Below are 12325 nucleotides of genomic sequence, written 5' to 3' on the forward strand. Positions count from 1 at the left end.
GCATGGCCTGTAGGTCCATGGACTGACCATCACCCCAACGGCCATGGTCAGTCAGCTACTTGGCCGAATAGGTCGAGAATCATGACCGAGCCCTGACTGATCCCGGTGACATGCACATCCGCCGAGAGGACCGGCTGCATCAGGGACCGGGACGGGATACCGGCCTCGCGCAGCAGGTCCTGGACCCCCACTTCCCGCTGCATCGCCCGCAGCGGGAACGCGAGCACGAACACGCCCAGTAGCGTGCCGACGGCCGCCAGCAAGGCGGTGCGTGAGCGCCGCACCACGGCGCCGGCCAGGGCGAAGGACGGGAGGGCGAACACCAGCACGCTCAGCAGGCCCGGGCGGAAGGGCAGCAGGAGGGCCAACCCGTGGGTAGCGGCGAGGTCGAGCGCCATCAGCGCGGGTGCCAGCAGCCAGCACCACCGGGGGGCGGACGGCTGCAGGGCGTGGACACTGACGAAGAACGCGGGTATGACGACCGCGAGCGTCACCACCAAGTGCAGGATCGCGTGGACGGGCCCGCCGTGCCCGGTGGCGAAATGCTGGATGGCGCTGCCGATGGCTATCGAGGTCAACGACGGGAGGGCGCAGGCCGCACCGAGGGTGACGACCTGCCGGCGCGGATTCGAGGTCGGACAAACCGGTGCGCGCCCCTGCGCTGTGACCGCGTACGGATCGTGCGGTTCGACCGCGGCCATCGCTTCCCCCTGGTGCTCGGCGCCTTCGATCCATCACTGGGACGAACTCGCGTGGATCTTGGTTGCGGCAGGCTGGCAGGTGTGCCACAAGGTCTCGAGACTTCCCTGTCTCGTTCCACCGAGCGCCTGGCAGCCGTCCTGCGTCCGAACGTCGTGTCCCATGGTTCCAACTACCGCCCGTGCGGGTCGCCGGCACGAGCGCAGTGACAGATTCGCTGTCCATGAACCGGCGGTGACAAGAACCTTGTCCCGTCGATGACAACAAGCGTGTCGCGTGCGCCGTCCAGCTCCAGGTCACGGGCGTCACTCGGTGACAACAAGCACGTCCCGGCACAGCACGACAGTTGGTCACTTTGCAGGGCTGGTGGCCAAGGAACGACGGGTTCCTGGTCGACGTCAACGGCTGGCGCCACGACGACGAGCGCCTCGGCGGCCGGGGCGGCAGCGGCCAGTGGAACCCGGCGTCCACCCGACGCGACAGCCGGGCCGCAGGCATGCCCGCCACCGGCCCGAACACCCTGAAACGGGCCGCGGATGCGCCGGGACGGCAACGGTGCTGCTCCTCCCTTCGTGCGGAAAGGGTAAGGCAGCCGGTCGAAGCGCCGACCACCTTCGGTGCGCCCCGATGCCGGGCGCCCGTGTCACCGGCTGACGATGGTGATCGTTCCGGCGCCGCCTTCCCGGTGCTGTGCGGCCAGGGCCTCCTGGTAGGTGACGTACTGGCGAACGGTGCCGTCAGGCAGGTTCAGCTGGTAAACGATGGTTTGTGGCGAACCTCCGCCGCAGTTGCAGGCCATGAGTTCGGTCTCCTTTCCGGGTGCTGGGGTTCGGGTCTTCCTGGGGAGGGGCATTGGTCAGTCGAGCCATCGTGAGGCCACACCCGCCAGGTACGAGACGCTGAGCGCGGTCGCCGGTATCCGGAACCACGGGCTGCCCTCCAGGCACGCGGCACAGCCGACCGCGACGGCGGATACCCAGACGCTCGAACACCAGCTGCAGGTGATCAGGTAGGCGGCCTTGGACTCCTCGCCGAAGCGATCGGCGACCCAGATCCTGAGACCGCCCGCGAGGGTGTCCTTGGTCAGGAAACGGGTGACGCGGCAGGTGGTGCCGAGCGCGAGAAGGAACATGGTCAAGCTCATGGGGACAACTCCACTGACCAGGGACGCGGCAGTACGGTTGCGGGCGTCGCGGCGGGTGCGGTGGCTTCGCCGCTACGCGCCCAGCGCGTCCGTCCCCCCGCCGTGCGAGGGCGGGGGGACGGACCTTCGAGGTCGGCCGCTCATCCGCGGACGATGACGTCAGGCCTCACCTGGCTCGGCCACCAGTACCGGTCCGCGATCCACGTCCCGGGCCCGATAGGACCGGTCTGGTCACTGCAGCGGCCTGCAGGGCAGCAGGGTGCCGGTCGACTCCAGCGTCGTGCCGCCGACGGTGGCGGTCGCGGTGAAGGCGCCGGATTGGACCTGAAGCAGGTTCAGGTCGGTGGTGAGGATCGCGATCCCGGACGCGTCCGTCACCGCCGAGCCCACCGGCTGTCCGGCGATGAGGAAGTTCACCGTCACGCCGGCGGCCGCGGGAGTGAGCTGGGCCGTCAGTGTGGCGGTGACGGGGTACGGCTGCCCGTGCGAGGGGTTCGCCAGCTGGTGCTCCCAGTGGCCCCACCAGCAGGACGGCAGAGCCTGCAGGCTCACGGCGGGGCCGCCTACGCCGACGGTGATCGGGACGGGGAGCGAGACGACGTTGGTGCAGGTGCAAGTGGTGTCGGCCGCGGTGACGGTGGCGGTCAGCGACACCGGCCCGGCGGTGGGGAAGGTCACCGACCCGGTGGCGATGCCGAGTGCGTTGGTGGTGGCGGTCACCGGGGTGGCCCCGCCGCCGTTGAAGGTGACCGCCGCACCCGGAACGGGCACGCCGTTGCACAGCACCACCGCGGTCAGGGTGGCCGGCTGGCCGACGACCACCGGGGCCACCGGCGGCAGCAGGAGCACCAGGCAGGTCGGCGGCGTGGTCACCGTGACGGTGACCGGGATGGAGACGACGTTGGTGCAGGTGCAGGTGGTGCCGGCCGCGGTGACGGTGGCGGTCAGCGACACCGGCCCGGCCGTGGGGAAGGTCACCGACCCGGTGGCGATGCCGAGTGCGTTGGTGGTGGCGGTCACCGGGGTGGCCCCGCCGCCGTTGAAGGTGACCGCCGCACCCGGAACGGGCACGCCGTTGCACAGCACCACCGCGGACACGACGGTGGGCTGGCCGGCGACTATCGGGCCGACCAGCGGCTGGATGACGACCACCGAACAGGTCGTCGGCGCCGGCACGGTGACGGTGATCGGCGCGAAGGTGCAGGCCGCACAGGTGCCGGCGGCGGGAGTGAAGCTGACCCCCACCACCTGACCGGCCGTCAGCGCCAGTCCCAGACTGACCGGAACGACCACGCCGTTGACCACCGGGGCGGTGACCGTGACCCCGCCCGGCAGGGTGTAGGTCAGGGTGCCGTTGACGGAAGTCAGGCCGGCGCTGCAGGTCAGGGTGGTCTGGGCGGTCACGAGGCCGCCGACGGCGATCGACAGCGTCGTGGAGATGGTCCCGGCCGGCGCCGCGTTGACGGTGACCGTGCCGCTGTCGGCCCCGACCACCGTGTTGACGGCATTCAGGTAGGTCACCAGGACCAGCTGCGCGCCGGAGCCGACAGCCGTGAACGTCGCCGGTCCGGCGGCGCCGGCGACCACCGGCAGCGACTGCGGGGCGGCGCCGTCATAGAAGAAGACAGCGGTGACGGCCCCCACGGGCGCGCCGGTGGCCGTGGCGGTGAAGGCGGAACACGCCGCCACGGGGGTGGGAACGATGGTTACTGCCATGTGAGCAGCCCCTTGAGTGAGTCGGGAGTGGGGCTGCCCGAACACGGCCGCGCCGGATGGTACGGCCGACGAATTCCACCTGTCAGGGTGCCCGTGCATGGGGACAGTGACCCGTCAAGCGATCACCACCCCGACGCCCCGACAGGGGAATGGGCACCCCACAGTCGGTCACCGCCATTACAACCACACCGGCCGGCCAAGGCCATACCCTCCCGAGCGAATAACCCGTATGAACCAACGTTCGGAACACCACCACACCCAACAGTCGCTCCGACCACAGAACTTGCACCGCGCGGGGCGCACTGCACGACTCCGCACGCCCCGTTCCCGCCACACTGACCGCCTGCCGGACCGGTACGTCAGCGCGGTGAGCGGCGAGCCGTGGCCGGCGCGGGTGAGGTGTCCGGCAGTGGCGACGACGTCCAGGGCGTGCTCGTCATAGCCGGCACTCTCCACCTCCCGGACGGCGGACAGCTTCGTGCCCGGCGGCAGGAAACCGGCAGCCTCCTTGTGGCCAGCCCTGGTCAGGCACCAGATCCCGGCCGGTGGCGCGCTGAAACAGGACGAGCGCCACCATGACGTTCCTCCGGGCCGGACCCGTCGCACGCTGCTTGCGCCTTGGGCTTCCAGGAGCAGCGGTAGAAGGGTTATCGCCACGGCCGCGGCCCCTTGTCCGGGGCTGCTGGCCTGCGGAAACGGGCCCGCCAGCGGGCGGGGCGGTGGAGGTGCGGGCGGAGGTGCCGGTGGAGGCGGTGCGGGGCCCCTTGTCCCTGCCGGGCGAGTCCTCGCCCGGCAGGTGGCCAGCGGCCTGGTCGACGTCGCCGAACTCGGGGTCGGGGTCGGGCGCCGGGTAGGTGGTGGCGGTCATCAAGGTGGCCTTCCGTCAGCAGGAGGCCGGTGCGGGCACGGTGGCCGGCCCCGGCAGCCGGGCGGAGTGCCCGAACGCGGCCGACCTTGCACGGCGCCCCCTTGTCCGCGGTCTGACCGCGCCCCTTGTCCCGCCCCTTGACCAGCACGTTGTCCCGCCCGGAATGCCCCTGTCCTGAGCCTTGTCCTCCCGGTTTGTCCGTGACCGGGATCACGGCCGCCGGACCGTCAGAGGTTCTGCAGGTAGGCGGTGTGGACGGTGAAGGCGGCTTGCTCTGGGGTGTCGTGGAGCATCGCCTCCTGGGTGTGGACATCGCCGATGAAGTAGCCCTCGTACACCGCCACCCACCGGTCGCCGATGCCGGCCAGGCCACGCTCGACCCAGCCGACCTGCTGGCCCTCGCCCGTCACGAGGTAGACGTCCGGCTGCACCGTCCAGCCGGCCAGCGCCCACCAGTCACCGAACCGCCCCGCATCGAGAGCGACGCGCACGTCGCTGGTGGGCAGGCGGCGGTGCATCAGGTCGGCCGGGACGGGAACCTCGGCGGGCCGCTGCGGCGCAGCCGGGGCGGGCGGGGGTGCGGTCTGCTGCTAGGCGAGGCGCTGGTCGACGAGCCCGCGCAGCCGACGGCGATGAACCGGACTCCGCGCGGCCTCCGTAGACAGCCATGTAGGGAGCCGGACCGACCGAGACCGCGGAGCAGCCCATGACCGTCAACCCGAACCGCCGCGACATCCTGAGGTTGGGCGGCGCAGTCGGTGGCGGGGCACTGACCGCCGCCCTCGGCCTCACCATCGCGGCCACTCCGGCCGCAGCCGCCTCGTGGAACAGCGGCGCCTGGATGGCCGGGCTGCCCGACAGCCTCTCGCTGACCCAGCTGACCATCCCGGGCACCCACGACTCCTGCTGCGTCGACCCGACGAACGGCACCGAGTGGGCGCACACCCAGAACTGGGGCGTTACGCAGCAGCTCCAGCGGGGCATCCGCTTCCTCGACATCCGCTTGCAGCGGTTCCCGCTGAACGACCGCGAGACCAAGAACTGGCTCGGCGTCTTCCACGACCGGTTCCCCCAGGGCAGCACGCTGCGTACCGTGCTGGACGAGTGCCGGGCCTTCTTCAAGCAGTCGCCGCGCGAGGCGCTGGTCATGCGGATCAAGAACGAGAACGCGGGCAGCGACCCGATCAACGGGGTGGAGTTCCTGCGCCGCATGCAGTACCACCTGGACAACTTCGGCTACCGCAACCTGTTCTGGACCGCGCCCCGGTGGCCCAGGCTCGGGGAGGCCCGCGGCAAGATCGTGCTGCTCGCCGACTTCGACACCAGCTCCGACTCCTCGTGGGACGTGATGCACTGGGGCAACTCCGACCTGATGAACATTCAGGACCAGTACCAGGACGTCGGCACCGACGGCAAGGCCCGGGCCATCGTCAACCAGTTCGACCAGGCGTGGTGGAACCAGAACTCGCCGAAGATGTACATCAACTTCACCAGCTACGCGGGCGGGAAGTGGCCCAAGCTGAACGCGGACTCGATCATGCCGCCGGTGCTCGACTACCTGTACGCCCGCAGGAACGAGGCCGTCCACTTCGGGATCGTCCCGATGGACTTCCCCGACTTCCACACCAACGTGTTGGACCTCCTGGTGGCCAAGAACTTCATCGGGCGCTGAATCCCGGTCGGCGTGGCCTTCGGCCGCGGCCTGAAGTGACGAGGTCGGGCGGTGCGGGGCCCTACATCAGGTCGCTGATGACCGGGTGATCTGTGGAGAGGGGGCAGGTGAAGATGCGCATGCTCTCTCGTCGGCCGAGTACGACGTCGGTCGGCTCCTGGCGCTGACGCCGATCGCGTGGGCTGCCTTCGAGGAAGCCGACAGGCGCCCAGCTTTGGCGATTCGTTTCTTCGTGGGTAGACGAAAAGACCGCGGGCCGACCGGCCGGGTGATCGTGGAATCAGCGTTCGCGTTCCACGTGATCAGTCCGGCCGCATCGGCCCGCGGCTGGGAAGAGGGGCGGCAGGAGGGCCGCTCACTGGTCCCGGCGGTTCGGGATGTAGATGGCCACGGCGGCAGCGACCAGCGCCCAGGCCCCGAGGACGATGCAGGCGCCTCCCACTGACCACGGCCACTGCTCCGTGGTGGCCGGCGTGTGGCCGATGCGGTTCCATGCCTGCGACACCGTCATGTGCAGGAGGTTGACGGTGAGGTGCCTGGGGCTGTTCAGCAGGGAGGGCAGGACGAAGAGCAGAGTGATCGTGGCCACGATGGTGAGCACGCTGTGCCGGATGGCCGCAGCCAACCCCATGCCCACGAGGGCGGAGACCGGAGCGATCAGCGCGGAGGCCACGAGCAGGCGCATGACCCCCCAGTGCCCGAAGCCGACGGCGACGTGCTGACCGGACAGGATCCCTTGGGCCGCACCGAACGAGGCCAACGCCAGAACCACACCAAGGACGGTCGTCACCACGGCGACCACCGCCAGCTTGGCGGCCATCACCGAACGACGGGCAGGGACGACCGTGAAGGTCGTCCGGATCATCCCGGAAGTGTACTCACTGAGGACGGTCACGGCACCGATGGCGCCGGCGCCGGTGATCAGCAGCGTGGCAGCGCCGGTGGAGAACGACTCGACCGGCGCCCCGTACATCGTCCGCCACGCTCTCCGCTGCGATCAACTCACCGCGGCCGAGGACGATGAGCTGATCGGCGGTGTGCTCCATCTCGGACATCAGGTGGCTGGAGACGAAGACCGTGCGCCCCTCGGCCGCCAGCCCCCGGAACAGGCCGCGCACCCAGTACACGCCCTCCGGGTCCAGTCCGTTGAGCGGCTCGTCGAAGAGCAGAACGGGCGGGTCGCCGAGCAGCGCGGTGGCGATGCCCAGGCGCTGGCGCATGCCGAGGGAGAAGCCGCCGATTCGGCGGTCCGCCGCGTCGGCGATGCCGACCTCGCGCAGCACCTCGTCCACCCGGCTGCGCGGGATCGTGTTGCTGCGGGCCAGTGCCCGCAAGCGGGACCGTGCGGTACGCCCGCCATGTACGTCGGCGGCGTCCAGCAGCGCGCCGACGTGCCGAAGACCACGGGGCAGCGAGCGGAACGGCCGGCCGTCGACGGTGACGGTCCCGTTGGTAGAGGCGTGCAGACCGAGGATCATCCGCAGGGTGGTGCTCCTGCGGGCTCCGTTGGGGCCGAGGAACCCGGTCACCTGCCCCGGATTGACGGTGAAGCTCAGGTTGTTGACCGCCAGCTTCTTGCCGTAACGCTTCGTCAGCTCGTGGACTTCGATCATGTGGCCCATCGTGCCGCCCGCGGTGTTCAGCACATCGAACCTGTGGTGACAGTTGTCCGGCCGGCCTGTCAGCCACGGTTGTACGCCCACGGGCCGATGCCCGCTCGGGACCGCCTGGCTACCATCAGTTCGCTCAACTGTCATGCTTCCGCGGGGTCTTCTACGACTGCCTGACCGGACGGCGCGGCCAGCGGGGGCGCCTGGTGGAGGGTGTCGTCATGACGAAGGCTCTGCCCACCGCGCCGTCCCGCCGAACCTGGCCGCCACCCGGCCGGCCCAGCGGCGGCCGTTCTCACCGGCCGCTGACCTGCACCGACACCCGAAACTCACCGGTTGGCGCCCAAAACTCACCGGCGGACGGCCGCCCGGGGCGGGCGAGCTCACCACAGCCCGGGCGCGAAACTGCCCGCCGCAGGTCAGGCCAGCACGGGCGCAGCAAGGCGTTCGCGGTGCGGGCGGCCTCCAGCTGCTCCTGGGCCTCCCGTTCCAGCCGCTGGGTGTGTTGCTGGTGGCAGGTCCAGCAGCGGCCGCCGGAGCGGCGGGTCCACTGGCCGCCGAGCCCGTATTCCCAGGTGCTCTCCTGTTCGGGGATATCGCCACAGTCGGTGCAGGCCAGGGAGTCCATCAACTCCTGGTGGGCCGCCACGCAGGCATCGTCGCTGTCGTAGGCGATACCGGCCAGCCAGCCCAGCAGCAAAGCACACACCCTGTCCGCCGCCCCGCGGTGGTGCTCGGCACGGCGGGCCAGGACCGCCGCGACACACAACGCGACCGGTGCGGTCGCCTCGTAGATGGTGTTCTGGTGCTGCACCGGCTCCAGGGCGTTGAGAGCTGCCGGGTTTCCTCCGCGGTCACGTCCGAGCCCAAGAGCGGGGCCAGTACCCGGGGAATCCATGCAGCGGTTCCGTATGCGGTGCCCAACAAGGGCCAGGCCGTCCCCCGCAACACCACCCACGGATCCGGCAGAACATCGGGGACAGGTTCGGGAAGACCGGCATGCGCGCCGGAAGTCGTCGTCACCCGCCGCACCCTAGAACCAAGGCCGTGTAGATGGAGCCTTGGGAGGCTACGTCAAGTCGCCTGAAATGGGACGGAGCTCCTGTTAGAACCGTGTCGACCAAGATCACTGTTCGGTGGGAGCTCCGTGGTACGGCGTTGGATCCAGCTCGGGGCTGGGTAGAGCCGAACTCGCGCTCAGGCCGAGCGGATCTCTACGCGCCGTGACTGAGGCTGACTGTTTTTCGGATCAACTGAGCGGGGCGATCAGGTGCCTCTATACGATCACGGAACTACCGTCCGCTGACGTGATCTTGGAGATCTTTCATGCGTATGCGTAAGACCCTGGCCGCGGGCCTCGTGACCGTCGCGAGCGCTGCCGCGATGACCGTCGCGCCCGCGGCGCACGCCGGATACCCATTCCCGTACCAGTGCCAGTACACCAACAACAACGACGACTGGACCTTCAACGGGGGCTTCGGGACCACCCCCGGCGAGACCATCTGCGTCAACAACTATGAGCTTGCCATGCAGAACGACGGCAACCTCGTCATCTACAACAACATCGCCACCCCGATCTGGTCCTCGGGCACCTGGAACCACTCCGGCGCGACCGCCAAGTTCCAGCCCGACGGCAACCTCGTCATCTATGGGTACGGCGGCAGCCCGGCGCTGTGGGCCTCGGGCACCTACGGCAACTCGGGCGCGACCCTCAAGTTCCAGCAGGACGGCAACCTCGTCATCTACGGCGCCGGCCACCAGCCGCTGTGGAACACCGGCACCTGAGACGGCCTCGGGGCTCCGCGCCGCCGCTCAGCGGCGGCGCGGAGCGCTGAACTCGCTGCTCGGCTCGGCGATCACGGCCGGTGGCGCGCTGAAACAAGGCGAGCGCCACCATGACGTTCCTCCGGGCCGGACCCGTCGCACGCTGCTTGCGCCTTGGGCTTCCAGGAGCAGCGGTAGAAGGGTTGTCGCCGTGGCTGCGGCCCCTTGTCCGGGACGGCTGGCCTGCGGAAACGGGCCCGCCCGTGGGCGGGGCGGTGGAGGTGCGGGCGGAGGTGTCGGTGGAGGTGGCGCGGGGCTCCTTGTCCCGGCCGGGCGAGGCCTCGCCCTGGTGGGGCGGGAGGTGGTGGTCGGCGGCCTGGTCGCCGCCGGAATTGTGGTCGGGGTCGGGGTCGGGTGCCGGGAGGGTGGTGGCGGTCATCAAGGTGGCCTTCCGTCAGGACGAGCCCGGGCCTGGCGCGGTGGCCGGCCCCGGCACCCGGGCGCTCGCCCGGACGCGGCCGACACTCCACGCCGACCCCTTGTCCGCGGTCTGACCGCGCCCCTTGTCCCGCCCCTTGACCAGCACGTTGTCCCGCCCGGAATGCCCCAGTCCTGGGCCTTGTCCTCCCGGTTTGTCCGTGACCGGGATCACGGCCGCCGGACCGTCAGAGGTTCTGCAGGTAGGCGGTGTGGACGGTGAAGGCGGCCTGCTCGGGGGTGTCGTGCAGGGCGGCTTCCTGGGTGTTGATGTCGCCCATGGAGTAGCCCTCGTACACCGCCACCCACCGGTCGCCGATGCCGGCCAGGCCACGCTCGACCCAGCCGACCTGCTGGCCCTCGCCCGTCACGAGGTAGACGTCCGGCTGCACCGTCCAGCCGGCCAGCGCCCACCAGTCACCGAACCGCCCCGCATCGAGAGCAACGCGCACGTCGCTCGGGGGCAGGCGGCGGTGCATCAGGTCGGCCGGGACCGGGACCTCGATGGGCGGCTGCTGCGGCGTAGCCGGGGCGGAAGGAGCGGATGCGGGCCGGGGTGCGGTCTGCTGCTGGGCGAGGCGCTTGGTCGACCAGGTCGCGCAGCCGCTCGCCGCCGGGCGGGGTTTCGCCCCAGGGCGCAACGGGCGCGGGCCGGCCCTCAAGAGCGGTGCCGCCAGCCGCCGGAGCCGGTACGGACGCAGCCGCCGACACCGGCCCGGCCGTGGCCGGGGAGCCGCCGAACAAGGCCGCCGTTTCGCCCCGGGGCGAAACGAGGGGCTCCGGGGCGGCCGGGTCGGGGCCGGCGGTCTGGGTGGGGTGGGCGTCGAGCATCCGCTCGGCAAGCTCGCGGTGGCGCACAGCCAGGCCGTCGGCGGCGCGAAGGAGGTCGGCCAGGGCCCGGCGGGCAAGGGCGCTGTCGCCCTTGTGCTCCGCACGCTCCAGCTGGAGGAGAAAGCGCGCGTCGTGTTCGGGCAGCGCCTCGCCGAGCTCCAGCAGCTCGGCGGCCGGGCCGTCGGCGGGAGGCGGAGTTTCGCCCCGGGGGTTTTCGGCGGCCGCCGTGAGCGCCGGCCCCGGCATCCGGGTGCTGAGGTCTGGGCGGGGAGCGGCGTCGGCAGCGGGCGGCGCCGAAGCCGCCCCACGGAGTCCGCCTCCGGGGGCGGCGGCTGGGGAGTCAGAGGGTTTCGAAGACGATGAGTCGGCCGACCTCCTGGTTCTCGGCGTCAAGGCAGTCGTAATGGCTCCCGCCCTCGCCCCAGTCTAGGAAGGCCGCCGCTGTCGCGCCGCTGCGGCCGTCGTGGTCCGACAGCTGCCAGCCGGATCCGAAGGGCTGGTGGGGGGCGGACGTCGCCGGTTCCAGGGCCTGGGGCCAGTAGTCGGCGCAGGCCTCCTCGAACTGCTCGAGTCCAGGGCCCCGTCCGCGTTCTCGTTGCCGGATCTCCTGGTGGGCGAGCTTCATCAGCTCGTCGATCTCTCCGCCGTCGTCGTCACCGCCGTCCAGGCACACCACGCCGCAGTAGGTGCGAACGCCGACGCCGCAGTATTCGACACGCGTGGGCAGCCCGGGGCCGAACCACAGCAGGACGGCGAGCACCAGGGGCTGCTCGCCCGCGGGTGCGTCGGTAACGGCGAACATCGGGTGCCGGCCCGCTGGAACTTCCAGGCCGTCGCCCTCACCTGTCGTCACGTCGCTGACGTTCGCGCCCTTCGCCCGGACGTTCAGGTCTCCCACCCGTTGGATCCACCGGTCGCCGTGCCTGCCACTGTCACCGCCGTCAGCCACCAGGCCGAACAACGCGGGAACGAACTCCACCACTGCACCACCCCTTCTGCGCGAGCACCGTTCGTCTCGCGCGCGGGCCGACTCTCCCACGACGCTCCGACAGAAGGCGTGACGGGGCGGTTCCTCGGGGGCGGGGTGGCCCGGCCGCCAGCCGGGCGGGCTCTTCGGGAGGCCGCGGTCCACCGACCAGCGCCGGATGTCGCTCGCACCCCGACGGCAGCGGCTGCTCCGCACCCCCGCGCCCGCGCCTGGGCACGGACCCAACACCGCCGACCCTGGCCCGACCTGCCCCGGCAACGGCGGCTTCACGGTCCGGCAGCTGACCAACGGACAAGGCCGGGGCCGGCGCACTCGTGCACCAGCCCCGGCCTTGGTAGTAGCGGGGACAGGATTTGAACCTGCGACCTCTGGGTTATGAGCCCAGCGAGCTACCGAGCTGCTCCACCCCGCGTCGGTGACACCACCCTACGCGGGCAACCGTTCCAATACGAAATCGGTTTCTCCCAGCGCTCCGGCTCGCCCTTGCCGACCCCGCCACGGTCCCCACGTACCGCACACTGCCCCAGTGGAGCGGACGCACCCGGCCGTCGTTGGC

The 12325-nt window shown here is 70.7% G+C and carries 12 protein-coding genes, 1 tRNA gene and 1 pseudogene; 2 read left to right on the top strand and 12 right to left on the bottom strand.

Translation table 11 applies throughout. The features are described from left to right. Positions 1-47: 47 nt before the first annotated feature. From ABZW30_RS39560 to ABZW30_RS39580, 5 genes are all read right to left on the bottom strand, one after another. Positions 48-701 carry a hypothetical protein gene (locus ABZW30_RS39560; protein ID WP_355676141.1) on the bottom strand — a complete coding sequence of 218 codons (654 nt, stop codon included), beginning with the start codon at positions 699-701 and terminating at the stop codon, positions 48-50. Positions 702-1342: 641 nt separating this feature from the next. Further along, entirely contained in the window at positions 1343-1498 is a 156-nt protein-coding gene (locus tag ABZW30_RS39565; protein ID WP_355676142.1) for a hypothetical protein, read from the bottom strand. 57 nt (positions 1499-1555) lie between these two features. Continuing rightward, a complete protein-coding gene (locus ABZW30_RS39570; protein ID WP_355676143.1) occupies positions 1556-1843 on the bottom strand; it encodes a hypothetical protein in 288 nt (95 codons plus the stop codon). 231 nt (positions 1844-2074) lie between these two features. Next, a complete protein-coding gene (locus ABZW30_RS39575; RefSeq protein ID WP_355676144.1) occupies positions 2075-3559 on the bottom strand; it encodes a hypothetical protein in 1485 nt (494 codons plus the stop codon). A gap of 1095 nt (positions 3560-4654) precedes the next feature. Continuing rightward, positions 4655-4945 (bottom strand): hypothetical protein, encoded by a 291-nt coding sequence (locus ABZW30_RS39580; protein ID WP_355676145.1) that lies wholly within the window; start codon positions 4943-4945, stop codon positions 4655-4657. A gap of 188 nt (positions 4946-5133) precedes the next feature. On the opposite strand from ABZW30_RS39580, the gene ABZW30_RS39585 reads away from it, so the two are divergent. Continuing rightward, positions 5134-6099, top strand: coding sequence for a phosphatidylinositol-specific phospholipase C (locus ABZW30_RS39585; RefSeq protein ID WP_355676146.1), 966 nt, complete (start codon positions 5134-5136; stop codon positions 6097-6099). Between the two features lie 355 nt (positions 6100-6454). Here the strand turns inward: ABZW30_RS39585 and ABZW30_RS39590 are convergent, their stop codons facing one another. The 3 genes and pseudogenes from ABZW30_RS39590 to ABZW30_RS39600 all read right to left on the bottom strand — a co-directional run bounded on the left by ABZW30_RS39590 (position 6455) and on the right by ABZW30_RS39600 (position 8523). Next, positions 6455-6964, bottom strand: coding sequence for a hypothetical protein (locus ABZW30_RS39590; RefSeq protein ID WP_355676147.1), 510 nt, complete (start codon positions 6962-6964; stop codon positions 6455-6457). Positions 6965-7079: 115 nt separating this feature from the next. Continuing rightward, positions 7080-7712: pseudogene (locus tag ABZW30_RS39595) on the bottom strand (ATP-binding cassette domain-containing protein); the annotation flags it as partial. 292 nt (positions 7713-8004) lie between these two features. Continuing rightward, on the bottom strand, positions 8005-8523 hold the full coding sequence (locus ABZW30_RS39600; RefSeq protein WP_355676148.1) for a hypothetical protein: 519 nt from the start codon (positions 8521-8523) through the stop codon (positions 8005-8007). Positions 8524-9035: 512 nt separating this feature from the next. Between ABZW30_RS39600 and ABZW30_RS39605 the strand changes: the two genes are divergently transcribed. Next, positions 9036-9494, top strand: a complete 459-nt coding sequence (locus ABZW30_RS39605) for a hypothetical protein (RefSeq protein ID WP_355676149.1) — start codon at positions 9036-9038, stop codon at positions 9492-9494. Between the two features lie 644 nt (positions 9495-10138). On the opposite strand, the gene ABZW30_RS39610 is transcribed toward ABZW30_RS39605, so the two are convergent. The 4 genes from ABZW30_RS39610 to ABZW30_RS39625 all read right to left on the bottom strand — a co-directional run bounded on the left by ABZW30_RS39610 (position 10139) and on the right by ABZW30_RS39625 (position 12181). Next, a complete protein-coding gene (locus ABZW30_RS39610) occupies positions 10139-10402 on the bottom strand; it encodes a hypothetical protein (RefSeq protein ID WP_355676150.1) in 264 nt (87 codons plus the stop codon). After that, positions 10368-11027 carry a hypothetical protein gene (locus ABZW30_RS39615; protein ID WP_355676151.1) on the bottom strand — a complete coding sequence of 220 codons (660 nt, stop codon included), beginning with the start codon at positions 11025-11027 and terminating at the stop codon, positions 10368-10370. Before ABZW30_RS39615 ends, ABZW30_RS39610 begins: the two co-directional genes overlap by 35 nt. A 94-nt stretch (positions 11028-11121) precedes the next feature. Then, positions 11122-11742 (bottom strand): hypothetical protein, encoded by a 621-nt coding sequence (locus ABZW30_RS39620; RefSeq protein WP_355676152.1) that lies wholly within the window; start codon positions 11740-11742, stop codon positions 11122-11124. Between the two features lie 365 nt (positions 11743-12107). Further along, a tRNA-Met gene (locus ABZW30_RS39625) sits at positions 12108-12181 on the bottom strand. Positions 12182-12325 lie beyond the last annotated feature (144 nt).

This window comes from Kitasatospora sp. NPDC004669 (assembly GCF_040609455.1).
Classification (GTDB): domain Bacteria; phylum Actinomycetota; class Actinomycetes; order Streptomycetales; family Streptomycetaceae; genus Kitasatospora.